Annotated in this window: 20 protein-coding genes; 12 read left to right on the top strand and 8 right to left on the bottom strand. The window is 61.3% G+C overall.

All coding sequences use genetic code 11. The features are described from left to right. Window positions 1-93: 93 nt before the first annotated feature. Window positions 94-948, top strand: coding sequence for a D-hexose-6-phosphate mutarotase (locus tag AC5PZ0_RS16365; RefSeq protein ID WP_027595669.1), 855 nt, complete (start codon window positions 94-96; stop codon window positions 946-948). On the opposite strand, the gene hexR is transcribed toward AC5PZ0_RS16365, so the two are convergent. Beyond that, window positions 941-1,804, bottom strand: a complete 864-nt coding sequence (gene hexR, locus AC5PZ0_RS16360; protein ID WP_172960401.1) for a DNA-binding transcriptional regulator HexR — start codon at window positions 1,802-1,804, stop codon at window positions 941-943. The two genes, AC5PZ0_RS16365 and hexR, sit on opposite strands and share 8 nt — an antisense overlap. Before the next feature lie 211 nt (window positions 1,805-2,015). Between hexR and zwf the strand changes: the two genes are divergently transcribed. From zwf to AC5PZ0_RS16335, 5 genes are all read left to right on the top strand, one after another. Beyond that, on the top strand, window positions 2,016-3,485 hold the full coding sequence (gene zwf, locus AC5PZ0_RS16355; protein ID WP_027595671.1) for a glucose-6-phosphate dehydrogenase: 1,470 nt from the start codon (window positions 2,016-2,018) through the stop codon (window positions 3,483-3,485). Beyond that, complete coding sequence (pgl, locus tag AC5PZ0_RS16350) at window positions 3,472-4,185, top strand: 6-phosphogluconolactonase (protein WP_493855341.1); 714 nt, start codon at window positions 3,472-3,474, stop codon at window positions 4,183-4,185. The genes zwf and pgl overlap by 14 nt, the downstream gene beginning before the upstream one ends. A gap of 17 nt (window positions 4,186-4,202) precedes the next feature. Next, window positions 4,203-4,883, top strand: coding sequence for a bifunctional 4-hydroxy-2-oxoglutarate aldolase/2-dehydro-3-deoxy-phosphogluconate aldolase (locus AC5PZ0_RS16345; RefSeq protein ID WP_027595673.1), 681 nt, complete (start codon window positions 4,203-4,205; stop codon window positions 4,881-4,883). A 539-nt stretch (window positions 4,884-5,422) separates the two neighbouring features. Continuing rightward, entirely contained in the window at window positions 5,423-6,118 is a 696-nt protein-coding gene (locus AC5PZ0_RS16340; RefSeq protein ID WP_493855340.1) for a monalysin family beta-barrel pore-forming toxin, read from the top strand. Window positions 6,119-6,140: 22 nt separating this feature from the next. Further along, window positions 6,141-6,878 carry a monalysin family beta-barrel pore-forming toxin gene (locus AC5PZ0_RS16335; RefSeq protein WP_099428430.1) on the top strand — a complete coding sequence of 246 codons (738 nt, stop codon included), beginning with the start codon at window positions 6,141-6,143 and terminating at the stop codon, window positions 6,876-6,878. A 58-nt stretch (window positions 6,879-6,936) separates the two neighbouring features. On the opposite strand, the gene leuA is transcribed toward AC5PZ0_RS16335, so the two are convergent. The 4 genes from leuA to AC5PZ0_RS16315 all read right to left on the bottom strand — a co-directional run bounded on the left by leuA (window position 6,937) and on the right by AC5PZ0_RS16315 (window position 12,492). Beyond that, window positions 6,937-8,610, bottom strand: coding sequence for a 2-isopropylmalate synthase (gene leuA / locus AC5PZ0_RS16330; protein WP_085272692.1), 1,674 nt, complete (start codon window positions 8,608-8,610; stop codon window positions 6,937-6,939). Between the two features lie 413 nt (window positions 8,611-9,023). Continuing rightward, complete coding sequence (locus tag AC5PZ0_RS16325) at window positions 9,024-9,851, bottom strand: peptidoglycan DD-metalloendopeptidase family protein (RefSeq protein WP_493855339.1); 828 nt, start codon at window positions 9,849-9,851, stop codon at window positions 9,024-9,026. 3 nt (window positions 9,852-9,854) lie between these two features. After that, entirely contained in the window at window positions 9,855-11,234 is a 1,380-nt protein-coding gene (gene xseA / locus AC5PZ0_RS16320; RefSeq protein ID WP_099428432.1) for an exodeoxyribonuclease VII large subunit, read from the bottom strand. 376 nt (window positions 11,235-11,610) lie between these two features. Next, window positions 11,611-12,492 carry a LysR family transcriptional regulator gene (locus AC5PZ0_RS16315; protein WP_274887944.1) on the bottom strand — a complete coding sequence of 294 codons (882 nt, stop codon included), beginning with the start codon at window positions 12,490-12,492 and terminating at the stop codon, window positions 11,611-11,613. Window positions 12,493-12,589: 97 nt separating this feature from the next. On the opposite strand from AC5PZ0_RS16315, the gene AC5PZ0_RS16310 reads away from it, so the two are divergent. The 4 genes from AC5PZ0_RS16310 (at window position 12,590) to guaA (ending at window position 17,161) form a co-directional block, all read left to right on the top strand. Further along, window positions 12,590-13,345 (top strand): sulfite exporter TauE/SafE family protein, encoded by a 756-nt coding sequence (locus AC5PZ0_RS16310; RefSeq protein ID WP_099428434.1) that lies wholly within the window; start codon window positions 12,590-12,592, stop codon window positions 13,343-13,345. A gap of 46 nt (window positions 13,346-13,391) precedes the next feature. Next, window positions 13,392-13,949 (top strand): hypothetical protein, encoded by a 558-nt coding sequence (locus AC5PZ0_RS16305; RefSeq protein ID WP_027595679.1) that lies wholly within the window; start codon window positions 13,392-13,394, stop codon window positions 13,947-13,949. 86 nt (window positions 13,950-14,035) lie between these two features. Beyond that, window positions 14,036-15,505 (top strand): IMP dehydrogenase, encoded by a 1,470-nt coding sequence (gene guaB / locus AC5PZ0_RS16300; RefSeq protein WP_027595680.1) that lies wholly within the window; start codon window positions 14,036-14,038, stop codon window positions 15,503-15,505. Window positions 15,506-15,583: 78 nt separating this feature from the next. Continuing rightward, window positions 15,584-17,161, top strand: a complete 1,578-nt coding sequence (gene guaA / locus AC5PZ0_RS16295; protein WP_027595681.1) for a glutamine-hydrolyzing GMP synthase — start codon at window positions 15,584-15,586, stop codon at window positions 17,159-17,161. A 275-nt stretch (window positions 17,162-17,436) separates the two neighbouring features. Here guaA and AC5PZ0_RS16290 read toward each other — a convergent pair whose 3' ends face one another. Beyond that, window positions 17,437-17,904 carry a GNAT family N-acetyltransferase gene (locus tag AC5PZ0_RS16290; RefSeq protein ID WP_493855338.1) on the bottom strand — a complete coding sequence of 156 codons (468 nt, stop codon included), beginning with the start codon at window positions 17,902-17,904 and terminating at the stop codon, window positions 17,437-17,439. Between the two features lie 74 nt (window positions 17,905-17,978). Continuing rightward, on the bottom strand, window positions 17,979-20,939 hold the full coding sequence (locus AC5PZ0_RS16285) for a dermonecrotic toxin domain-containing protein (protein WP_493855337.1): 2,961 nt from the start codon (window positions 20,937-20,939) through the stop codon (window positions 17,979-17,981). Between the two features lie 197 nt (window positions 20,940-21,136). On the opposite strand from AC5PZ0_RS16285, the gene AC5PZ0_RS16280 reads away from it, so the two are divergent. Both AC5PZ0_RS16280 and tadA read left to right on the top strand, forming a co-directional pair. Then, entirely contained in the window at window positions 21,137-22,519 is a 1,383-nt protein-coding gene (locus AC5PZ0_RS16280; RefSeq protein WP_027595684.1) for a multicopper oxidase family protein, read from the top strand. Then, on the top strand, window positions 22,519-23,004 hold the full coding sequence (gene tadA, locus AC5PZ0_RS16275) for a tRNA adenosine(34) deaminase TadA (protein ID WP_493855336.1): 486 nt from the start codon (window positions 22,519-22,521) through the stop codon (window positions 23,002-23,004). The genes AC5PZ0_RS16280 and tadA overlap by 1 nt, the downstream gene beginning before the upstream one ends. A gap of 25 nt (window positions 23,005-23,029) precedes the next feature. Here tadA and AC5PZ0_RS16270 read toward each other — a convergent pair whose 3' ends face one another. Then, window positions 23,030-23,563, bottom strand: coding sequence for a hypothetical protein (locus AC5PZ0_RS16270; RefSeq protein WP_493855335.1), 534 nt, complete (start codon window positions 23,561-23,563; stop codon window positions 23,030-23,032). Window positions 23,564-23,793: the final 230 nt, after the last annotated feature.

The following is a 23,793-nucleotide window of genomic DNA, read 5'->3' as shown; positions in this document are numbered from 1 at the left end:
AATCCATTTTCGGCTCCCGGCATCCACTGACTTGCAGTGGTTGTCGGGGATAGGCCGAGACAGCGCTATCTCAAACAACAAGAGCTCTGAACCATGCCCGAACATCCGCTACATCGCTTCTTTTCCTCGCAACGGCCCCGGCCGACGTTCGAGTGGGAGCGTTACCAGCAGCGCGATGTGCTGATCATCGACCACCCCCGTTGCCAGGCGGTATTCAGCCGGCAGGGCGCGCAGTTGCTGCACTTTCAACCGGCCGGCGAACGGCCTTGGCTGTGGTGCGCCGAACAGTGGCCGCAAGTGGGGGCCATTCGTGGCGGTGTGCCGGTGTGTTGGCCCTGGTATGGCCGCCACCCCAGCGAAGACTTGTGGCCGGCCCATGGCTGGGCGCGCCTGCTCGACTGGAAGCTGGTGGACAGCCGCGAGGATGAAGAGGGTGTGACGCTGAAGTGGCGCCTGGACCTGTGCGACTGGCAAGTCGACCTGCATGCGCGGCTGGGCAGCCGTATGGAGCTGAGCCTGAGCACCGAGCACCAGGACAGCGAGCCCTGCCAGCTGAGCCATGCGCTGCTGGCGTACTGGCGTATCAGTGACGTGTCCGAGATAGCGCTGTCTGGGCTCGAGGACATCGAAGGTTACGACCGCCTGAACCGCCAGGCCTGCCGCGAAGATGGCGCGCTGAAGCTCAAGGGCGGCTGCCAGAAAGTGTACCCGGGTACCCCGCGGGTGCAGCTACAGGACCCGGCCTGGCAGCGGGAGCTGTGCATCGATACCGGTGACAGCGACGATACCGTGGTCTGGCACCCGGGCAATCGCCCGCTGATGGGCGTGAGCGGTCGCGAGTGCCTGGGCTTTGTCTGTGTCGAAGCCGCCAGTGGCAGTGGCGAGGGCCTCAGCCTGGCCCCGGGGCAGCGTGCCCACTTGCGTTTGCAGGCGCACCGGCTCAGTTGAGCTCGTCGTCCTCGATCGGGTAGCGGCTGGCGTTGAGGCTTTCCTTGATCTTGCGCAGGTGCGGCTGGAAGTCCACGCCGCGGCGCAGGGTCATGCCGGTGGCCAGCACGTCGAGCACGGTCAGCTGGATGATCCGCGAGGTCATCGGCATGTAGATGTCGGTGTCTTCTGGCAACGGAATGTGCAGGCTCAGGCTGCAGGCTTGGGCCAGCGGCGAGCCGGCAGCGGTCAGGCCCAGTACCGAGGCGCCGTTTTCGCGGGCCACGCGTGCCACCTCGACCAGCTCACGGGTGCGGCCGGTGTAGGAGATGATCACGAACAGGTCGCCGGTGTGGGCCACCGAGGCCAACATGCGTTGCATCAGCACGTCGGCGTGGGCCGACACCGCCAGGTTGAAGCGGAAGAACTTGTGCTGGGCGTCCAGCGCCACGGGGGCCGAGGCACCCAGGCCGAAGAAGTGGATCTGCCGGGCCTGGATCATCATGTCCACGGCGCGGCTGACCTGCTGCGGGTCGAGTTGCTGGCAGGCACTGTCGAGCGAGGCGATGGCGCTGCCGAAAATCTTCTGGGTGTAGGCGGCAGGGTCATCGTCGGCCTCGACCGCGCGGCTGACATAGGCAGCGCCACTGGCCAGGCTCTGCGCCAGTTGCAGCTTGAGCTCGGGGTAGCCGCTGACGCCGAACGAACGGCAGAAGCGGTTGACGGTCGGTTCGCTGACCTTGGCCGCCTGGGCCAGCGCAGCAATGCTGAACCGGGTGGCTTGTTGTGGGTTGAGCAGGATGACTTCGGCGACTTTGCGTTCGGCCTTGTTCAGCTCGTCGAGGCGTCCCTGGATCTGTTCCAGGAGGTTTCGCACGCGGTCCATGGGTGTGTCCTTGGGTCGGGAAGACAGCCGGCTGACGGAGCAGCAGGCCTTTTGCACGGTCGTCTATCGTACTGTCGGTGCGTGTGGCGCACCACTTGTCTGTAATACTCGTCGGTAATGTTGTTAGTTTTACTACATTACCCCTTGAAAACCGTATGTGAAAGCGGTATTCCTAGACCAACTTTAGGAAAGAACCAACATCATGGCTGCGATCAGTGTCGAACCTTGCACCTTTGCCCTGTTTGGCGCCCTGGGCGACCTGGCATTGCGCAAGCTGTTTCCTGCGCTCTACCAGCTCGACCGCGCCGACCTGCTGCACCCGGACACGCGTCTGTTGGCGCTGGCCCGCGAGAGCGGCAGTGCGCAGGAACACCTGAACACCATCGAAGCGCATTTGCGCCGGCATGTCCCCGACGCCGACCTCGAGCCCGCGACACTGGGCCGCTTCCTCGGCCGGCTGAGCTACCAGCACCTGGATTTTCTGCAGCCCGAGGGCTACCAGGCGCTGGCTGAGCAATTGCCAGGCGAGCTGCCCTTGATTGCCTATTTCGCCACGGCGGCAGCCGTTTATGGCGCCATCTGCGAGAACCTCGACAGAGCCGGCCTGGCCTCCCGTACCCGGGTGGTGCTGGAAAAGCCGATCGGCCACGACCTGGAGTCGTCGCGCCGGGTCAACGATGCCGTGGCACGGTTCTTCCCCGAGAACCGGGTGTACCGCATCGACCACTACCTGGGCAAGGAGACGGTGCAGAACCTGATCGCGCTGCGCTTTGCCAACAGCCTGTTCGAAACCCAGTGGAACCAGAATTCGATCTCCCATGTGGAGATCACCGTGGCCGAAAAGGTCGGCATCGAAGGCCGCTGGGGCTATTTCGACAAGGCCGGCCAGCTGCGTGACATGATCCAGAACCACCTGCTGCAGCTGTTGTGCCTGATCGCCATGGACCCGCCCAGCGAACTTTCAGCCGACAGCATTCGCGACGAGAAGGTCAAGGTGCTCAAGGCCCTGGCACCGATCACCGGCGAAGGGCTGAGCACCCGTGTGGTGCGTGGCCAATACATTGCCGGTTACAGCGACGGCAAACCGGTGCCCGGTTACCTGGAAGAAGACAACGCCAACGCGCAGAGCGACACCGAGACGTTCGTTGCCCTGCGCGCCGACATCCGCAACTGGCGCTGGTCGGGCGTGCCGTTCTACCTGCGCACCGGCAAGCGCATGCCGCAGAAGCTGTCGCAGATCGTCATCCACTTCAAGGAAACACCGCACTACATCTTCGCCCCGGAACAACGTTTGCAGGTGGGTAACAAGCTGATCATCCGCCTGCAACCGGACGAAGGTATTTCTTTAAGGGTGATGACCAAGGAGCAAGGCCTGGACAAGGGCATGCAACTGCGCAGCGGCCCGTTGCAGCTGAATTTTTCCGATGCCTGGCGCAGCGCGCGGATTCCGGATGCCTACGAACGCCTGTTGCTCGAGGTGATGCGCGGCAACCAGAACCTGTTCGTGCGCAAGGATGAAATCGAATATGCCTGGAAATGGTGCGACCAGTTGATCGCCGGCTGGCAAAGCGCAGGTGATGCGCCCAAGCCTTACGCGGCGGGCTCCTGGGGGCCGATGAGCTCGATTGCACTGATCACACGAGATGGGAGGGCGTGGTATGGCGATATCTGAACTGCAACTGCCGGCGGCGGTGAAGGCGCACGAACTGGCGGATGCCAAGACCTTGGCCGCAACGCTGGCCCGGGATGTGGCCGAGCGCCTGCGGGCGGCAATTGCCGCCAAAGGCCAGGCCTGCGTGGTGTTGTCCGGTGGGCGCAGCCCGGTGCCGTTTCTCGAGCGCTTGGCCGCCGAGGCGCTGGACTGGTCGAAGGTCACCGTGAGCCTGGCGGATGAACGGTGGGTGCCGGTGGAACATGCTGACAGCAATGCCGGCCTGCTGGCCCGCCACCTGCTCAAGGGCGCGGCCGCCAAAGCACGCTTCATGGGCCTGTATCAGCAGGCCGAAAATCTTGAACGCGCCGCCGCCAACGCCGACCAGGCGCTGGCAGACCTGCCCGCCATCGATGTGTTGGTGCTGGGCATGGGTGACGATGGCCATACCGCCTCGCTGTTCCCGAAAAGCCCCAACCTGGACGAAGGCCTGGCCCCAAACAGCTCCCGTCGCTGCCTGCCGATGCTGGCGCCCAGCGTGCCACACCAGCGCCTGTCGATGACCCGCGCCTTGCTGGCCAGTGCCGCGTTTACCGCGCTGTCCGTGCAAGGCCAGGGCAAACTCGCTACCCTGCGCGCCGCGCTGGCTGGCCAAGACCTTACCGAAATGCCGATACGCGCCTTTCTTCACGACCCCCTGGACATCTACTGGTGCCCATGAGCCAAGGATCCACTGTCATGACCACCCTTGAACGCCCACAGACTCTGCTCTCGATGGCCGACAAAGCCGCCCGGATCGACGCGATCTGCGACAAGGCGCGCATCCTGCCGGTGATCACCATCGCCCGTGAGGAAGACATCCTGCCGCTGGCCGACGCCTTGGCTGCGGGCGGCATTCGTACCCTTGAGGTGACCCTGCGTTCCCAGCACGGCCTGAAGGCCATTCAGGTGCTGCGCGAGCAGCGCCCAGAGCTGTGCATTGGTGCCGGTACTGTGCTCGATCGCAGCATGTTCGCGGCAGTCGAAGCGGCTGGCGCACAGTTCGTGGTCACCCCGGGCATCACCCAGGACATCCTCGAAGCCGGTGTGCAAAGCGATATCCCGCTGCTGCCGGGTATCAGTACGCCGTCCGAAATAATGATGGGCTACGCCTTGGGCTATCGCCGGTTCAAGTTGTTCCCGGCGGAAATCAGCGGTGGCGTGGCGGCGATCAAGGCGTTTGGCGGCCCGTTTGGCGACATTCGCTTCTGCCCGACTGGCGGGGTCAACCCGGCCAATGTGCGCAACTACATGGCGCTGCCCAATGTGATGTGCGTGGGTGGCACCTGGATGCTCGACAGCAGCTGGATCAAGAACGGCGACTGGGCACGGATCGAGGCGTGCAGTGCCGAGGCGATGGCGTTGTTGGACGCTAACTGAATTTGTTGTGTGCTTTACGGCTTATGGGGCGCTTGGTCGGCGCCCTTTTTTTTACCTTGATCCGGTTGTTAATCCCTTCTAGCTGTCCAGTGTGCATGGGCAAGCGCACCCTGCTCAGGATGCCGCGCTTGATGAGCTTACGTGGAAGTTTGTCATGCCGCAGGCGGTTGGCCTCATCCACTCGAACCCAGTTAATCATCATCTATCAAGCCGCCGTTCTTGTTTCTGTCTTTCCCGGGATTCCGTGAAGAACCTTTTTAAGTGTTAAGAAGCATCTTGGCTGAAGATGCTGTGACAGCGACTTAGTGGTCTACACCTATTTCCCTGCGAGAAATCAATCGCAGCCACACTTTTCCAGTATTCAGTGAAGAACTCTTTAATGCCTGCTGTTGTGCAGTGCATTGATGCTTTCAATCTTAATGCAGTCAGCCCTCTGCTCATGGAGCTTATTTAAACGGGGTGAGAATTCTTTCCCGATTACTTATGCCATAAAGTGATGGCTATGATGATGCGCCAATTTTGATCGCGGAGCGTCAGTAATGAGTGATTACGCATCAGTAAGATTTAAAGGGTCGTATGAGATAGAGCGAGGTCTTTACTCCTTGAGTGTAGGCGAGTCTGGAGTTTTTGTAGGCGGTGATACGGTTCTAGGCGCTATAGACGTTCACGGAAAGTCACTGGAGTGCTTCACTCGGCCGGTTTATGCGTATCTGGCGCATTGTGAGATGGTGCAAGGCACCGCCTCGGGGGGGAGTGTTCATCGCCAACCCTATCAGTGCGGTTTCAGTAGCTGGTTTTATTCCGAAGTGGTGGGGAGCTTCAAAGTCAGTCCGGGCATCGATCGAGTCAATGCCCTGTCGGGCATTGTGTGTGGTGTATCTCCGCGCAAACTGTGGGCGAAGCCAAGTACTTGTTTCAAGGACATTCCTCTGAGCGGAGCGGGGCACTTCTCTATCTATCAAATGCACATGGTGTATGCCCATTGTGCAGTGGGTAAGTCATTACAAAAAATTCAGGGCAGTCACACGCTATCTGAGGCATTTCATAGCGTTGATAGCCAACGGATCATGCTGTCGTCCCTTGGCTTCGACCGGCTCTTGGCAGTCAAGCTTGAGGATAGCGTCGAGCATGAGCCGTGGAGTGCAGTAAAGCAGAAGCTACTGCAGGAATCAGCTTTCGATATGACGTCGTTCGCTGATGTCGGGCAGATTGAGAAATTCAATCGTTACATTTGAATAAGCGTGCTGGAGATGTTGCATGAGCTTTATTGATAAAGAAATGATCAGGCAGATTGATAATTTTCCGCACAAGCGTGGGCTTTACGACATTGAGAAACATTTGTATGGAGGTGATGGAAAAGTCAATGCTGGCTGCTGGATTTTTGGCGATACGGTCTATGGGGATATGTATCTCGGGAATCAGAACTGGGGCACCTACAGTACGCCGATCTTGGCCTATCTTGAGTACCTGGGGATGGCGCGGGTACCCAGTAGCGTTACTCATGTAGAGGAAGTTTCCATTGTGGAGGGGTACAGTTACGCATTCACCTCTTCCATGGAAACTGAAGTCAACCTAGGTGCTGGTTTTTTGGGCAGTGTGGTGGGGGGGAAGTTAACGTCTAGTACGACTGAGGAAATCAGCAAGTCAACTGGCCGCTCCCGAAAAATTGAAATTGAAGGGCCTGGAATTTATAACTTTTATCAGATGCATTTGGTATATGCCCATTGTGTCACGGGGGGCGGGGGTTTTGCAGATTTCTTCAAGTATGCAAAGACAAAACAAATAGGCGGTGAGGCATTCAGGGAAGACCTTTGTATTCTGACCTCGATGGCAACCAGTTCCATTATCACTGTGGCCAGCGCGAACTCGGTGAAGCCATTAGGGTGGAGTGAGATACAAGAAGCCGCCTTGATGAAGGGGCACAACTTCCCTGGAAATAGTGGCCGATGGATATTTAACTACGGCGCGTACCATACACCTGGCAGCCGATACTGAGTGAGGCTGGTGCTGTAAAAGAAACCGCACGCTGGGTGCGGTTTCTTCACAAAGCGCATCAGGCCGCTTTGGCTTCCTGCTGGCTCAGCGAGCGGTTAAGCGCGCTGAACAACGCCTTGAAGCTGGCTGTGGTGATGTTTTCATCGATGCCCACACCATGAACCGGGCGGCCACCGGCCACGCGCAGCTCGATGTACGCTGCTGCCTTGGCATTGGTGCCAGCGCCAATGGCGTGCTCGTTGTAGTCCATGATTTCTACGGCGATCGGCAGGCCGGCCACCAAGGCTTCCAGGGCGCCATTGCCCTTGCCGCGCCAGTGCAGGGTGGTTTCGCCTTCGCCGGCGACTTCCACTTCCACGGCGCTGTGGCCGTTTTCTTCCTGCAGGCGGTGGCTGACCAGCGCATACGGGGCGTTGGCCTGGAGGTATTCCTTCTGCAGCAGGCTGTAGATCTGCTTGGCGGTCATTTCCAGGCCGAGGCGGTCGGTTTCACCCTGTACCACTTGGCTGAATTCGATCTGCATGCGGCGCGGCAGGCTGATGCCGTATTCCTGCTCGAGCAGGTAGGTGATGCCGCCTTTGCCCGACTGGCTGTTGACGCGGATGACCGCCTCGTAGCTGCGGCCGATGTCGGCTGGGTCGATCGGCAGGTAGGGCACTTCCCACAGCTCGCCTTCCTGTTGCTTGGCGAAGCCCTTGCGAATGGCGTCCTGGTGCGAGCCGGAGAACGCGGTGTGGACCAGGTCGCCCACGTACGGGTGACGTGGGTGCACCGGCAGTTGGTTGCACTCTTCGACGACTTTGCGCACGCCGTCGATGTCGGAGAAGTCCAGTTGCGGGTCGATGCCCTGGGTGTAGAGGTTCAGTGCCAAGGTCACCAGGTCGACGTTGCCGGTACGCTCGCCGTTGCCGAACAGGCAGCCTTCGGCGCGGTCGGCGCCGGCCATCAGGCCCAATTCGGTGGCGGCGATGCCGGTGCCGCGGTCGTTGTGGCAGTGCAGGCTGATGATCACGCTGTCACGGCGGCTGATATTGCGGCAGAACCACTCGATCTGGTCGGCATAGATGTTCGGCGTGGCAACTTCGACGGTGGCCGGCAGGTTGAGGATCAGCTTGTGCTCAGGGGTCGGGTTCCACACCTCGATGACCGCGTCGCAGACTTCCTTGGCGAACTCCAGTTCGGTGGCGCTGAAGGTTTCAGGCGAGTACTGGAAGGTCCACTGGGTTTCCGGCTGCTGGGCGGCGTACTTGACGAACAGTTTGGCCGCGTTCACCGCGATGTCTTTCACGCCTTGCTTGTCCTGGTTGAAGACAATGCGGCGGAACGACGGGCTGGTGGCGTTGTACAGGTGGACGATGGCCTTCTTGGCACCGCGCAGCGATTCGAACGTACGGGCGATGAGGTCCTCACGGGCCTGGGTCAGCACCTGGATGGTGGTGTCGTCCGGGATGTGGCCGTCTTCGATCAGGGTACGTACGAAGTCGAAATCGGTTTGCGAAGCGGACGGGAACGAGGCTTCGATTTCCTTCACGCCAACCTGCACCAGGGTCTTCCAGAAACGCAGCTTCTTCTCCGAATCCATCGGCTCGATCAGCGACTGGTTGCCATCACGCAGGTCGGAGCTGCACCAGATCGGCGCTGCAGTGATGGTTTTCGACGGCCAGGTACGGTCAGGCAGGTCGATGGTCGGGAACGCGCGGTATTTCTTCGAAGGGTCTTTGAGCATGGTCATGGAAGCAATCCTTTTGTATGCGGCCGAGATCGGGCCTGCCGAGCAATAACGAGATGAAAAGGCGAGGCGACGCGATTCACCCTGGTAGTCGGGCACTGACCAGGCAGAGGCTGCGATGTTGTCGGAGCAGAATGAGGGTGCTGAAGGTTTTCATGCCTCAACCCTAACCAGTGGGGTGAGGGATGGCAAGTGTTCGTAAAAAATTGAGAGGAATGCTCAAAAAAAGCTGAGTGGCGAGATTTTATCGCTGAAAATTAATTCAGGTCTTTGAATTGTTGCGCGGTATATTTCGATGGCGCAACAGAGGGGAAGTGATGTCGACTGTGACGGCCTCTTCGCGGGTAAACCCGCTCCCACAGGGTTTCGCGATCCCTGTAGGAGCGGGTTTACCCGCGAAGCAGGCGCTGCCGATCTCAGGGCTGGAATGCGCCGATGAAGATAGCGGGATCGACCCGAGCATCATTCAGGCTGACATTCCAGTGCATGTGCGGCCCGGTCGCCCGCCCGGTCGACCCCACGCGCCCGACCACATCGCCTCGGCGCAGCTGTTGGCCAACCTGCACATCGATCTTCGACATGTGGCAGAACATGCTGATAAAGCCCTGGCCATGGTCGACGAACACGGTACGGCCATTGAAGAAGTAATCCCCCACCAGGATTACCTTGCCGTTGGCCGGGGTCTTGATCGGCGTGCCGGCCGGTACGGCGAAGTCCAGCCCGGCATGCGGGTTGCGCTCCTCACCATTGAAGAAGCGACGCACGCCGAACTTGCTCGACAGCGGACCGCTGACGGGTTTGTCGAGGACCAGGTTGCTTGGCAGTACCGGGCTGAAGCTGCGGTAGGCCTTGATCTGCTCGGCCAGCTCGCGGTCGATGCGCTTGAGGTCGGCCGGGTTTGGGTTGACCTGGCGCGTGTTCTTCAGGGTGATGCGCTGCTCGGGGTAGTTCTTGCTGCCGACCGTGAAGGGCAGGTTGCGGCCACCTTGGCTCAACACCGCGGTGCCGGGCTTCTGGGTCAGCGGAATGCCGACGATCGCCAGCCAGCTGTCCTGCTCCTTGACCACCAGCACCGGCTTGCCGTCAAAGCGCGCGCTCGGCGCTGCGCTGCCGGGGCCTAGATCGACCACCGCCACGCCGCCGGGCACCGGTTTGTTCAAGGTACGGGTGATATAGCTGGCCTGGGCGCCGCTGGCCAGCAACAGCAGGGAAAGGGCGAGCAGGGGCGCGAGCAAGCGGGGCATGAGTCAGTCCAGTAGTGAGAGGGTGACGGGCGTCAGGTGGTTGTCTTCGACGCGCACCTGCAGTTCGCCTTCATTGAGGCGGGCGGTCAGGCGCTGGCCGTTGTGGGTTTGCTCGGCGCTGCGGATGGCCTGGCCACGCTCATCGAGCAGGATGCTGTAGCCGCGGGCGAGGGTGGCCAGCGGGCTGACCACTTGCAGCGTCTGCAGTTGTGCCTGGAAGCGCTGGCGACGGTCCTTGAGCACCTCGCGCATGGCCCGGGGCAGGCGTTCGGCGAGGCTGTCCAGGCGCTGGTTGAGCAGCTTCAGGGTGCGACCTGGGTGTTGCGCGGCCAGGCGCGTGTCGAGGCGCCCCAGGCGCTCGCGGCGCTGGTTGAGGTTGTTCAGGAAGGCGCGACGCAGGCGCATGTCCAGGTCGTCCAGGCGCTGGGCTTGCTGGCGCAGGCGCTCACCCGGATGGCGCAGGCGTCGGGCCAGCGATTCCACGCGCAGGCGGTCGTGGCTCAGGCGGTTTTGCATGCGCAGCAGCAGGCGCCGTTGCAGGCCGTCGAGGCGTTGCTGCAGGCCGCTGTTGTCGGGGGCCAGCAGTTCGGCGGCGGCCGATGGCGTGGGGGCGCGTACGTCGGCGACGAAATCGCAGATCGACACGTCGGTCTCATGGCCGACGGCGCTGACGATGGGCGTGACACAGGCGGCCACGGCACGTGCCACGGCTTCCTCGTTGAAGCTCCACAGGTCTTCCAGTGAGCCGCCGCCACGGGCCAGGATCAGCGCATCAAAACCGAGGCTATCGGCCAGTTGTACGGCGCGCACGATCTGGGCGATGGACTCGCGGCCCTGTACCGCCGTCGGGATCAGGTTCAGTTCGACCTGCGGGGCGCGGCGGCCGAATACGCTGATGATGTCGCGGATCACCGCGCCGGTGGGCGAGGTGATGATGCCGATGCGCTGCGGGTGGGCCGGTAGCGGCTTTTTGCGCTCGGCGCTGAACAGGCCCTCGGCGCCGAGTTTTTCTTTCAAGGCCTCGAACGCCAAGCGCAGGGCGCCGTCCCCGGCCGGTTCGACGGTGTCGAGAATCAGCTGATAGTCGCCACGCCCCTCGAACAGCGAGACCTTGCCCCGCACCCGCACCGCGAGGCCATCACGCAGGGCCTGGCGGACCCGCGTGGCGTTCTGGCGGAACAGCGCGCAGCGCACCTGGGCGCCGCTGTCCTTGAGGGTGAAGTACATGTGGCCGGAGGCCGGGCGGGCGAGGTTGGAAATCTCGCCTTCCACCCAGACGCTGCGGAATACGTCCTCCAGCAGCACCCGGGCGCGGCCGTTGAGCTGGCTGACGGTGAGGACCTCGCGGTCCAGGCCGAGTCGTTCGAAAGGGTCTCTGATCATGGCGGGCATCATAAAGGACATCGGGGGGTGGCGGGAATTGGGTTGGGGCGTGCGGGTGTAGGGCGGTGGATTTTTAGCGCCTGGGAGATCCAGCGCCGCCCGCGCGGCGCTTCGCGGGGCAAGTCGGACCGCCGCACCGCCGCTCCCACATCTGTTTCGGGCCAATTATTCCTGACAAATTCGCGCGCGGCCCCTTGGCGGCCGCCTCAATTTCGAGTTGGACAAACAAGGCGGTCGCGCGCCCATGCCACAGGTCTGACTGGCCCGAAACAGATGTGGGAGCGGGCTTGCCCCGCGAAGCGCCGCGCGGGCGGCGCTCGATCTCCCAGGCGCTAAAAATCCCCCGTCATGCACCAAGGCCCCCATCACACCCCCATCACACCCCCTGCATCGCCGCCAAAAACTGGCGCACCATCAGCCCTGCATCCCGCCGACACGCCAGTGCCACCGTACTCTCACACACCTCACCCAGCGCCACGAACCTGACCGATGCCGGCGCAATATCGCGCATGCATGCGGGCAACAGCGCCACCCCGAACCCCGCCTGAATCAGCTGCAACTGCGTGGTCTTGCGTGAAACCACCTGGGCCGCCTGCGGAAAGAACCCTGCATTCATGCACAGCGAGGCCGACAAATAGCTCAACCCGCCGCGGTCCCGGTGAGGAATCGAAATGAAGCGCTCGCCACGTAGCTGCTCCAGTTGCACGACCGGCGCTTCAGCCAAGGGGTGCCCAGCGGCGACAGCCAGCAACAAAGGCTCGCTGAACAGCTCATGCAGCACCACGCCTTCATGCTGGCGCAGCACCGGCAGCCGCAACAGGCCGATATCCAGCCGCCCAGCGGCGATATCCTCCAATTGCGCCTCCGAGGACTGCTGCGCAATCTCCAATGCAATCCCGGGGTTGCCTTGCAAGTACGTGCCCAAGCGAGCCAGCAGTGGCCCGGTCAGCGGCACGGTGCTGGAGTGGTTCAGGCGCAGGCTGCCTTGCAAGCCGTCGCCCATGTCGCGGGTGATGCGCTCGGCCTGTGCCAGGTCAGCCAGCAAGCGGCGGGCACGCTGCAAAAACGCGTCCCCGGCAAGCGTCAAGCGTGGCAGGCGTGCAGTGCGTTCGAACAACGGCGTGCCCAGGTGCTGCTCCAGTTCCTTGATCTGCCGGCTCAGCGCCGACTGGGCGATGTACAACCGCTCGGCGGCGGCGCTGAAACTGCCGCTCTCGGCAATTTCCACGAAGTAACGCAACTGGCGGATCGACGTCATGTCATGCCTTTTCGAGATGGGTAATGGCGCAAAGGCATATTAGTCGGCATGGCTCATGCCTGGCTAACCTTTGCGTGACTTCTCAGGAATACACGCCATGCTCACCCAATTGTCCTTTTCCGGCCTCGATTGGCTGCCCATCCTGCTCGGTGTCGGCCTGGCCTACATCGTTTTCGGCATTGCCGGTTTCGGCACTGCGCTGGTCGCGGCGCCGGTGCTGATCCACTTCATGCCGCTGTCACGGATCATCCCGCTGTTGGTGCTGCTGGACTTCGTGGCGGCCTTCGGCAACTTGCTGCCTTCGCGCCGGGATGTGGTACGCGGCGAGCTGCTGCGTCTGCTGCCCTTCATGGCGATAGGGTGCACCCTGGGGGTGGTGTTTCTGTTGCGGCTCAAGTCCGATCTGCTGCTGTTGCTGATGGGTTTGTTCGTCAGTGCCTATGCGTTCTATAACCTGGCGGTGAAGGTGCGCCCGGCGACCTTGTCCGGCTTCTGGGCGGTGCCCATGGGCACGGTAGGGGGCTTGTTCGGTGCGTTGTTCGGCAGCGGTGGTTTTCTTTATGCGCTATACCTCAGTGCTCGTCTGGAGGCGAAAGAGCAGGTGCGGGCTACCCAGAGTGCGTTGATCAGTTGCAGCACGGTGGTGCGCCTGTCGCTGTTCCTGATCGCCGGGGTCTACGCCGACAGCAGCCTGCTGTTGCTCGCTGCCTGCCTGTTGCCGGTGATGTTCGTCGGCTTGTGGGTAGGGCGCCGGCTGACCCTGAAACTGTCCCGCGAGGCCTTTGTGCGCCTGGTCACGTGGCTGGTGCTGGCCAGTGGCTTGGCCATGATCGGTCGCTACCTGAGCCTGTGAGCGGTAGAATTGCGGCATTACCGCAGTTCGCAGGTTTGCTTCCTTAATGAACACCCAGAGCATCATCGTCCCCAAGCTTTCCACCGTTCCGGCCAACGAGGCCCGCGCCCGGGCGATCGTACGCTGGCTGGTGCGCGAGAAGATCGTCGAAGAGCAACTCACCACCTGTGGCCGCACCGGAAACCGCATGGGCCATGCCTTGGCCGAAGGTGCGCGCAAGGTAGCCCTGCACCCCGAGAAACTGCCCTTCGGTGAGCAGGCCAGCGGCCTCGAGATCATGCTCAAGCGCTGCATCTATACCCCGACCGACGGTTTTCTCGAAGAAGCTGGCTGCCCGGAGTGCCGCCGTGAAGTCGGCGAGCCGCTGTTCGAGAGCCTCGAAGAGTGGATGCCAGGGGTCAGTGACAACTTCACCTGCCCGCTGTGTGGCTTCGAAGACGACATCAATGGCTTTCTTTATCTGCAGCCATGTGCCTTTTCCAACCTGGGGTTCATCTTCAACAACTGGGGCGAGGCCGGGTTCACCCAGGCCTTTCTCGACAGCTTCGCCGACTGGCTCGACCAGCCAGTGGCGGTCGTGCAGGTAAAACTGCCAGAACGCTGACCGAAGGCCCTTATTTTGCATTGAGCGGCGCGCCGTGGATGAGTATAATGGCGCGCTTCCATTTTTCCCGCCCGGGAGCCCCCGCGATGCTGCGTATCAGCCAAGAAGCCCTGACTTTCGACGATATCCTCCTTGTACCTGGCTATTCCGAGGTACTGCCCAATGAAGTCAGTCTCAAGACCCGTTTGACTCGTGGCATCGAGCTGAACATCCCTCTGGTTTCCGCCGCCATGGATACCGTGACCGAAGCGCGTCTGGCCATTGCCATGGCTCAGGAAGGCGGCATCGGCATCATCCACAAGAACATGACCATCGAACAGCAGGCCGGCGAAGTGCGCAAGGTCAAGAAGTTCGAGGCTGGCGTGGTCAAGGACCCGATCACCATCGAAGCAGACGCCACCGTGCGCGACCTGTTCGACCTGACCCGCCTGAACAACATTTCGGGTGTTCCGGTGCTGGAGAACGGTGACCTGGTCGGTATCGTCACCTCCCGTGACGTGCGCTTCGAAACCCGTCTGGATGCCAAGGTCCGCGATGTGATGACGCCCAAAGAGCGTCTGGTCACCGTGCGCGAAGGCGCCAACAAGAACGAAGTCCGCGAGCTGCTGCACAAGCACCGCCTGGAAAAAGTCCTGATCGTCGACGACAAGTTCAGCCTCAAGGGCATGATGACCGTCAAAGACATCGAAAAAGCCAAGGCCTACCCGTTGGCCAGCAAGGACGACCAAGGTCGCCTGCGCGTCGGCGCTGCCGTCGGTACCGGCAAGGACACCGGCGAGCGCGTTGCTGCCCTGGTTGCTGCTGGCGTTGACGTGGTGGTGGTGGACACCGCCCACGGTCACTCCAAAGGCGTGATCGACCGCGTACGCTGGGTCAAGGAAACCTACCCGCAAGTGCAGGTGATCGGCGGCAACATCGCCACCGGCGCTGCGGCCAAGGCCCTGGCTGAAGCTGGCGCTGACGCCGTCAAAGTCGGTATCGGCCCAGGCTCGATCTGCACCACCCGCATCGTCGCCGGTGTCGGCGTGCCGCAAATCAGCGCCATCGCCAACGTCGCCGCTGCGCTGGAAGGCACGGGCGTCCCGCTGATCGCCGACGGTGGCATCCGCTTCTCCGGTGACCTGTCCAAGGCCATCGTTGCCGGTGCTTCCTGCGTGATGATGGGTTCGATGTTCGCCGGTACCGAAGAGGCCCCGGGTGAAGTCGAGCTGTTCCAGGGCCGCTCCTACAAGGCCTACCGCGGCATGGGTTCGCTGGGTGCCATGGCACAGGCGCAGGGCTCGTCCGACCGTTACTTCCAGGACTCCTCGGCCGGCGCCGAGAAGCTGGTACCGGAAGGCATCGAAGGCCGCGTACCGTACAAGGGTGCCTTGGCAGCCATCATCCACCAGCTGATGGGCGGCCTGCGTTCGTCCATGGGCTACACCGGCAGCGCAACCATCGAAGAGATGCGCACCAAGCCGGAATTCGTGCGCATCACCGGTGCCGGCATGGCCGAGTCCCACGTGCATGACGTGCAGATCACCAAAGAAGCCCCTAACTACCGCGTAGGCTGAGGCTTCCAGCACTATCAGCATGCGGGGCTGTCACGACAGCCCCGCGTCGTTTCCGATTTCCACTGACGAGATTGAGTCATGGCCCTCGACATTCACGCTCACCGCATCCTGATCCTCGATTTCGGTTCCCAGTACACCCAGCTGATCGCCCGCCGCGTGCGCGAGATCGGTGTCTACTGCGAACTGCATCCGTTCGACATGGACGATGAAGCGATCCGCGAATTCAACCCGCGCGGCATCATCCTCGCCGGCGGCCCCGAGTCGGTACACGAAGCCAACAGCCCGCGCGCGCCGCAGGCCGTATTCGACCTGAACGTACCGCTGCTGGGCATCTGCTACGGCATGCAGACCATGGCCGAGCAACTGGGCGGCAAGGTGACCGGTTCCGACCTGCGCGAATTCGGCTACGCCCGCGTTGATGTAGTCGGCAAGAGCCGCCTGCTCGACGGCATCGAAGACCACGTAGACGCCGACGGCGTGCTGGGCCTGGACGTGTGGATGAGCCACGGTGACAAGGTCACCCAGATGCCTGGCGACTTCCACGTGCTGGCCAGCACCCCGAGCTGCCCGATTGCCGGCATGTTCGACGACGCGCGCGGCTACTACGGCGTGCAGTTCCACCCGGAAGTGACCCACACCAAGCAGGGCGGTCGCATCCTCTCGCGCTTCGTCCAGGACATCTGCGGCTGCGAAGCCCTGTGGACCCCGTCCAACATCGTCGAAGACGCCATCGCCCAAGTGCGTGAGCAAGTTGGTTCGGCTAACGTCCTGCTCGGCTTGTCCGGTGGCGTGGACTCCTCCGTGGTTGCCGCGCTGCTGCACCGCGCCATTGGTGACCAGCTGACCTGCGTGTTCGTCGACAACGGCCTGCTGCGCCTGCACGAAGGCGACCAGGTGATGGCCATGTTCAAAGAGAACATGGGCGTCAAGGTGATCCGTGCCGACGCCGAGGCACAATTCCTGGGCAACCTGGAAGGCGAAGCGGACCCTGAGAAGAAGCGCAAGATCATCGGTCGCACCTTCATCGACATCTTCGATGCTGAAGCCAGCAAGCTGGACAACATCCAGTTCCTGGCCCAGGGCACCATCTACCCAGACGTGATCGAGTCGGCTGGCGCCAAGAGCGGCAAGGCCCACGTGATCAAGTCGCACCACAACGTCGGTGGCCTGCCAGAGGAAATGAACCTCAAGCTGGTCGAGCCGCTGCGCGAGCTGTTCAAGGACGAAGTCCGCAAGATCGGCCTGGAGCTGGGCCTGCCGTACGACATGGTCTACCGCCACCCGTTCCCAGGCCCGGGCCTGGGCGTGCGTATCCTTGGTGAAGTGAAGAAGGAATACGCCGACATCCTGCGTCGCGCTGACCATATCTTCATCGAAGAACTGCGCAAAGCCGACTGGTACCACAAGACCAGCCAGGCCTTCGTGGTGTTCCAGCCGGTCAAGTCGGTTGGCGTCGTTGGCGACGGCCGTCGTTACGCTTGGGTCGTGGCCCTGCGTGCCGTCGAGACCGTGGACTTCATGACCGCGCGTTGGGCACACCTGCCGTACGAGCTGCTGGAGACCGTCAGCGGCCGTATCATCAACGAAATCGAAGGCATCTCGCGCGTCACTTACGACGTGTCGAGCAAGCCGCCGGCCACTATCGAGTGGGAATGATTTCGCGCCTGGCCACGGCCGGCGTCCGATAGCAGGAAGCTACCAAAAGCCCGCATGATTGCGTAATGATGTTCACTTAAGAATGCCGGGGCCGCTCTGCGGCCCTTCGCGGCACAAGGCCGCTCCCACACCGACCGCGTTATGCCCCTATTTACAGGGCATGCGCGAACATTGTGGGAGCGGCCTTGTGCCGCGAAGGGCCGCAAAGCGGCCCCAATACAGGCGATGGATCACTTAAGTGAACAGCATTACGCATGATTGCGGGCTTTTGCGTTTTACCGAGCGCGTGTATCGACCCTGAGCTGCAAGATCTCATCTCCCGCTTCGTCCTGCTCGCCTGTCGACGTCCAGCCTAGGTGCCGATAGAACCCATACGAGCGCACGTCAGGGTCGCTGGAGCACGCCAGGAACAGCCGCTCGAACCCCAGCGCCCGCAGGTGGTCGACGACCTTCTGCAGCAAGCGCTTGCCGATCCCTTGGCCCTCAAAGGCAGGCAGCAGGGCAAGCACGGTCACCTCGCCACTGTCCTTGTCGGCGAAGCAGTAGCCCACTATCTGGTTGCCCTTGCAGGCCACGAAGCCTGGGCCGCTTCCATCGCGAATGCCGCTGCTCCAGGAATCGACGGTGATGCCTAGCGCGCGCAGGTCTTCTTCTGTGAACGCGTTTTCCCGGGTCAATGCCCGCAGGGTCATACACGCTGCGGCATCTTCAGGTACTGCAGGGCGAAAGGTTATGGCTGTCATACGTTTGGCCTCACGTTGAAAGCGCCATTGTGCTTATACGACGGTCTGCGAGTCTGTGAGCAAACGTAAGCAGCTCAAGGTGTGATGTGCCGCATACCACGCTGCCTCAGCCAAGTATGTAGATCGGAAAGGTGCGCCAGGCGGCGTTGATGGACGGTTGGCCAGTCTGGCCGTTCTATGTAGTAGAAGCGCCCATCCCGCCTGATCAAGGTGCGTCGCAGGCGCATGTCACGGCTGCGGTTAACCAGGTACTGCTCGCCGTTGGCCTCTTCGAAGGTGTAGTCACCTGGCCTGACCAGCATGCTTTCCAGGTCTGGTGACGGTGAGCGCGCAGGGGTTACCGCCGCTTGCAGCCGCAGGTCGCTTTGCAAGTGCCACAGCTTGCCTTTGCTGTCAGCGGAATCCGTGCCGGGGTCGGCCGTGTAGGTATCGACTCCACCGGCAGGGGTGTCTTCGACCCGCAAGCCAATCGCACCTTCGGTTTCAGCCAGGCCGGTAACGCCATGGAAGTTGTTGGCGTGAGTGTTACCGACTAACGCAACCCACCTTCCCGGGCCACGCGTAGCTTGGTCAGCGTCGATGATCAGGTGGGAGTAGAAATTCATCATCTGCTGACGCGCCACATCGGACACCGGCTCTGCCCATGCCTGACGATAGCTGGCCATGCAGTCGATGGACTGGATGCGCACGCCATTTTTGTGTGCTTCAAGCAGTATCCGGCGGAAGGTGTAGCGGCCGGCAGGGTCGGTGTGGTGCCCGAAGTCCTGGGCCGTGACATACCGCTCCAGCGCCCTCGGCATCACGCCGCTACGGTTGAAAGTGTCGAGGTCCGCTTGCTGGAAATCGGTGGTGAAATGCTCCATGTACAGCGTCTTCACTTTCAGCTTGCGCAACTGGCCCATGTTTTCGATCAACAACCGCTTGCTACCAAGGCTGCTATGCGCCTCGCCGATCACCAGGCCGTTGCTGTTTTCATAGATACGTTGCAGTACCTGCTTAGGCGTAGTTCCAGCAGGTAACTCAGGTATTGGCGGGCGAGCTGGCACGTCTACCGTGGTCATGAACTGGTTGGCATCGGTCGCCAGTTGCTCACGCAGGGCGCGAAAGCGCTCGATGGCGGCGTATCGTTCAGGGTCGTGAATGTTTTCCCGTGCGCCCGTGATCTCTTCGTCCGCCACGTCTTCAAGTGCAGGGCGCAAGCTGGGGGGTACTTCATAAGGGGTTTCGGCAAGGGCAGGCACGTTCGCCGCCGCTGATGGCCTGCCCCAGATCTTCAGCCGTGAGAGCATGCCGCCTTTGAGGCTGCCACGCTCGATGGGGTACCACTGGCCATCGGCATCAAGGCGGATCGGTTGGTGCTTGTAGAAAGAAAACGGGTTTTCCGGGTCGACGATGGTCCAGGTTTTCAGCTCCGGCACAAAGCGCACCTGGTAAGGTTGCTCCTCGACCAGCGCATAAAACTGCCCGTCCTGTGTGTAAATGCCTGCGAAGGTGCCCGAGCCAGGCTCGCCGCTAAGCAGCACATTGGTCTCGAAAGGCTGCAACAGCGCCCAGCGTTCCACTGGCTGGAAGGGCGCTGGTACCCAGGTTTTCACGGCGTCCACTACGCTTGAAGGCTCTTCGTCGCCGGGTTCGGTTTCGCCAGCAGTTGCGGGTTCTTCTGGCGCTGTGGGGCTTTGGCCTGCACCCGTTTCCGCGCCTGCTTCAGCGGCTTCGCCGAGTTCGGCGAGTGGTTTGCTCGGTGCGCTGAGCAAAAACGTTGCGTTGAACAGCGTCTCGATGGCAGCAAAGATTGCCCCTGTAACGCCTGCCTTGCGTTCGCGGGTGGTATGCCCGGTAATTGCCTGGTCGATGTTCAAGCCCGTTTCAGCGATGCCGGCGCCGACCAGCGCCAATGCCACGGGCCAGTCCACTGCCGCCAGGGGGCCAAACACTTTCAGGCCTGCACTCAGGTAGCCGATCCACAGTTGTTTGCGCAAGTCGGCGTTGGAGCGCAGGGAGAAGTGCGCATCATCGATCATCCGCTGTCGGGCTTTGTCGCGCAGCCAGTCGAAGGCGTCCTTATGGATCTGCTGATCGAGGGTGTTGATGCCGGAATAATCATCCCTGCCCCAGCCTTGGTACAGCAGATCGACCAGGTGATTGAGGCCGACCTTGCTGTCGCCCTCATCGCGGTCATCGAGGGAGAAGTGCGCCAGGAAGCGTGCCCGGTTATCGGCATGGTTGCAGTTGATGAGTACCCACCAGAACAACGCCTGGTCATCCGCAAAGTAATGCAGGCCATCGACCTCCCCAGGTAGGTAGATAAGCTGGCTGCCATCTTTGAGCTGAACACGCAGGATATCTGTGGCCACATGCCCGCCGATATCGAACGTGCACACGTGCACGCCAGCGCCAGGTACTACCTGTTGTTGCAGCGCTTCCAGTGACGGCGGCCAGGGTGTGTCACCCGCCAGCGCCAGCACGACATCGCGGCAGTGGCTGGCCAGCGCTGACGCGGGGGCATGTGCGCAGGCTTCCAGTACTTTGCTGAGGAAATTGGCCTTGGCCAACGTTCGGAAGTGGCCCGCCTGTTTCGACCAGAAAGATGTCAGCCGAGCTTTGAAGTCAACGGCAAAATCGATGCTCCAGAAGTAATCCAGAACGTCCTTGGCCTTGAGCCGGATTTCATTACGCTCGTCGTAGGCATCCCCGCCAGGCCCTTCGGTGTAAAAGCCAACGAGGTAACTCAGCAGGTCGGCGTTGTCCTGGTCGTTGGCATCGAAGCGGTGCATGACCAGTTGGGGCAAGGTCAGCGATTCGTACGGCGGGTCCAGGTGCTGCCAGCCGTTGAAAGTTTTGTGGCTGCTGACGGCGGTGTGAAAGCGGTGCAGGTAAACGTTGTCGGGGTCCAGTGTTGTCAGGCCGTGGCGTTCAAGGACCTGTTGGGCAACTTCGCGGGCCATCTCGCGCATGTCGGGGCAGGCTTCGGTGAGCTTGCGTGCGAGCGTAAGCAGGCTTTGCTGTTCGTTGGAAGTAGGGATGTTGGAGGGCATCACGTTTGTCCTGGCTGGAAGGATAAACGTCAGTCTCGAAGGGGCACGGGCCATGAAGGCGGTGCATATTGCTTGCCTGAACGGCCAGTAAAGGTGGCTTTCACTTAATCTTTCCCATTTGCAGGTGTATCGTATTCGCCCTTCATCGCCAGCCCTGCTGGCAGCTTGATTGCGCCGAACATGAGGTACCCGCACCGATGTCCTTCACCCGTCGACAAATGCTCAAGGGCCTCACCGGCCTGGTTGTGGTAGGCCTGGGCGCCGGAGGCGCAGCGCGGTACTGGCTAGGCAAGGTCGAGGACGAGAATGCCGGGCACGACTACGAGCTGATCGCCGCGCCCCTGGACGTGGAACTGGTGCCGGGCTTCAAGACCGAGGCCTGGGCCTTTGGCCCTTCGGCGCCAGGTACCGAGCTGCGGGTACGCCAGGGCACCTGGCTGCGGGTGCGGTTCATCAACCACTTGCCGGTCGAAACCACCATTCACTGGCATGGCATCCGCTTGCCGCTGGAAATGGACGGCGTGCCGTACGTGTCGCAGCTGCCGGTCAAGCCGGGCGAATACTTCGACTACAAGTTCCGCGTGCCGGATGCGGGCAGCTACTGGTATCACCCACATGTCAGCAGCTCGGAAGAGCTCGGCCGCGGGCTGGTCGGCCCTCTGATCGTCGAGGAGCGCGAGCCTACCGGGTTCCTGCACGAGCGCACGCTGAGCCTGAAAAACTGGCACGTGGACGAGCAGGGCGCCTGGCTACCGTTCAGCATCCCGCGTGAGGCCGCGCGTAACGGCACGGCCGGGCGGCTGATCACCATCAACGGCCAGCCCGACGCGGTCACCGAGCTGCCGGCCGGCCAGGTGGTGCGGGTGCGCCTGCTGAACCTGGACAACACCTGGACCTACCGCCTGAACCTCAAGGGCAACTGCGAGGCGAAGATCTACGCCCTCGACGGCAACCCGGTGACCCCGCGGCCATTGGAGGATGAGTACTGGCTTGGCCCTGGCATGCGCATCTGCCTGGCCATCCGGATTCCCGAAGCGGGTGAGGAAATTTCCCTGCGCGACGGTTTCGTGCGCCTGGGTACCCTGCGTTCGGTGCCGAGCAACGACGCGCCGAGTGACTGGCCGCCAGCGCTGCCGGCCAACCCGATCGCCGAGCCGGACCTGGAGAATGCTGAAAAGCTCAACTTCAATTTCGAGTGGGCGGCCAAAGTTTCTGTCACCCCTGACCCGAACAAACCATCGAGCCTGTGGCAGATCAACGGCCAGGCCTGGGACATCACCGACAAGACATGCGCCGACCGGCCCATCGCCACGCTGCAGAAGGGCAAGAGCTACATCTTCGAGCTGAAGAACATGACCCAGTACCAGCACCCGATCCACCTGCATGGCATGAGTTTCAAGGTGATTGCCTCCAACCGGCACGACATCAAGGAGCCGTGGTTCACCGATACCTACCTGCTGGGCAAGAACGAGCGGGCCCAGGTGGCACTTGTGGCCGATAACCCGGGCACCTGGATGTTCCACTGCCACGTCATCGACCACATGGAAACCGGCCTGATGGCCGCGATAGCGGTGGTCTGATGCGCCCACACATCATCGATCGCAGCCGCGATCAGGAATTCATGCGCATGGCTCTGGCCCTGGCGGCTGAGGGCGCGGCCATGGGCGAGGTGCCGGTGGGGGCGGTGCTGGTGCAGCATGGCCAGGTAATCGGCCAGGGTTTCAACCGGCCCATTATCGACAGCGACCCGAGTGCGCATGCCGAAATGGTCGCCATTCGGGCTGCGGCGAAGTCGGCGAGCAACTATCGGCTGCCGGGCAGCACGCTGTATGTGACCCTGGAGCCTTGCAGCATGTGCGCGGGGTTGATCGTGCATTCGCGGGTGGCGCGGGTGGTATACGGGGCGCTGGAGCCCAAGGCGGGGATCGTGCAGAGCCAGGGGCAATTCTTTGGCCAGGGCTTCCTCAACCATCGGGTGATGGTCGAGGGCGGGGTGCTGGCGGAGGAGTGTGGGCAAATCCTCAGTGACTTTTTCAGGGCGCGAAGGGTAAAGAGGGGGGGGTAGCAGGTGGCTAACGATACATAGGTTGTTATAGGTTGTTGGTATCTACACAAGTAAGCTTTCCAGCGATGTTTCCGCTCCTGTAGGCGTTCTTCTGCATTTTTAATCCACTGACGATCAGTTCCCCGTTTTCAATATTTCTAAGTTCTGAGATAGGGATCTTGCTTGTATTAACTGCATCGTCAGTTACCTCGAGTATGAAGCGCCAGTCATTTTCTGGGCAATAGCTGTAGTCAGATTCTTTTACAGGTCTGTCGCTCCCCAATTTGATGGTGTTCCCCTTTGATGCATTGCTTACCTTAAAAAAATAAACCTGATCACTGCCGCAGTTGTGACTGCCCCTGTAGGCAGCTTTTCTTCGATATTCTATGTTCAAAGATGTGCAGGCGCTGTCGGTTGCGTTCTTGTATAGATGAAGTTTTCCTACGGCCACGTTTGGGTGGCTGGCGTGTGATTCCGCCCTTTTTACTTCTGCTGCCTTGTAATCATCTTTGAGGGGTGATTGTGCCTGTGCGAACGCAGTCAGGCTGAGCAGCCCAAGAATAATAAGGGGCTTGGTCATGCTTGTCTCCAACGCCGTGGTTGTGGAGATGCATCTATAGAAGGGAGGCTGCTAGGCGGCAACTGGCATATTTACCAGTTGCGTAATCGTTAGGTTTTTGCTGTCACATCAGGCGATGTATAACGCTCCAAGAGACTTGAAACGTAAATCGCTTCGGGTGTGGTGCTGTGAACTCACGGATGAAGCCGGGAAGGGACTGAATGCCGATCATTCCTGCGAACAGCCCCGTA

This window comes from Pseudomonas sp. 5.2, from assembly GCF_059025405.1.
The sequence above is the reverse complement of the archived record's forward strand: the minus strand, read 5'-3'. Positions and strand labels throughout refer to the sequence as shown.

What these genes read in the sequence shown, in the direction of transcription:
- AC5PZ0_RS16340 (WP_493855340.1), top strand. Translation starts at nt 5,423, where the DNA reads ATGAGTGATTACGCATCAGTAAGATTTAAAGGGTCGTATGAGATAGAG.
- AC5PZ0_RS16290 (WP_493855338.1), bottom strand. Translation starts at nt 17,904, where the DNA reads ATGACAGCCATAACCTTTCGCCCTGCAGTACCTGAAGATGCCGCAGCG.
- tadA (WP_493855336.1), top strand. Translation starts at nt 22,519, where the DNA reads ATGCGCCCACACATCATCGATCGCAGCCGCGATCAGGAATTCATGCGC.
- xseA (WP_099428432.1), bottom strand. Translation starts at nt 11,234, where the DNA reads ATGATCAGAGACCCTTTCGAACGACTCGGCCTGGACCGCGAGGTCCTC.
- AC5PZ0_RS16345 (WP_027595673.1), top strand. Translation starts at nt 4,203, where the DNA reads ATGACCACCCTTGAACGCCCACAGACTCTGCTCTCGATGGCCGACAAA.
- AC5PZ0_RS16305 (WP_027595679.1), top strand. Translation starts at nt 13,392, where the DNA reads ATGAACACCCAGAGCATCATCGTCCCCAAGCTTTCCACCGTTCCGGCC.
- AC5PZ0_RS16315 (WP_274887944.1), bottom strand. Translation starts at nt 12,492, where the DNA reads ATGACGTCGATCCGCCAGTTGCGTTACTTCGTGGAAATTGCCGAGAGC.
- leuA (WP_085272692.1), bottom strand. Translation starts at nt 8,610, where the DNA reads ATGACCATGCTCAAAGACCCTTCGAAGAAATACCGCGCGTTCCCGACC.
- AC5PZ0_RS16285 (WP_493855337.1), bottom strand. Translation starts at nt 20,939, where the DNA reads ATGCCCTCCAACATCCCTACTTCCAACGAACAGCAAAGCCTGCTTACG.
- AC5PZ0_RS16270 (WP_493855335.1), bottom strand. Translation starts at nt 23,563, where the DNA reads ATGACCAAGCCCCTTATTATTCTTGGGCTGCTCAGCCTGACTGCGTTC.
- AC5PZ0_RS16325 (WP_493855339.1), bottom strand. Translation starts at nt 9,851, where the DNA reads ATGCCCCGCTTGCTCGCGCCCCTGCTCGCCCTTTCCCTGCTGTTGCTG.
- zwf (WP_027595671.1), top strand. Translation starts at nt 2,016, where the DNA reads ATGGCTGCGATCAGTGTCGAACCTTGCACCTTTGCCCTGTTTGGCGCC.
- guaB (WP_027595680.1), top strand. Translation starts at nt 14,036, where the DNA reads ATGCTGCGTATCAGCCAAGAAGCCCTGACTTTCGACGATATCCTCCTT.
- pgl (WP_493855341.1), top strand. Translation starts at nt 3,472, where the DNA reads ATGGCGATATCTGAACTGCAACTGCCGGCGGCGGTGAAGGCGCACGAA.
- AC5PZ0_RS16280 (WP_027595684.1), top strand. Translation starts at nt 21,137, where the DNA reads ATGTCCTTCACCCGTCGACAAATGCTCAAGGGCCTCACCGGCCTGGTT.
- AC5PZ0_RS16365 (WP_027595669.1), top strand. Translation starts at nt 94, where the DNA reads ATGCCCGAACATCCGCTACATCGCTTCTTTTCCTCGCAACGGCCCCGG.
- AC5PZ0_RS16310 (WP_099428434.1), top strand. Translation starts at nt 12,590, where the DNA reads ATGCTCACCCAATTGTCCTTTTCCGGCCTCGATTGGCTGCCCATCCTG.
- guaA (WP_027595681.1), top strand. Translation starts at nt 15,584, where the DNA reads ATGGCCCTCGACATTCACGCTCACCGCATCCTGATCCTCGATTTCGGT.
- AC5PZ0_RS16335 (WP_099428430.1), top strand. Translation starts at nt 6,141, where the DNA reads ATGAGCTTTATTGATAAAGAAATGATCAGGCAGATTGATAATTTTCCG.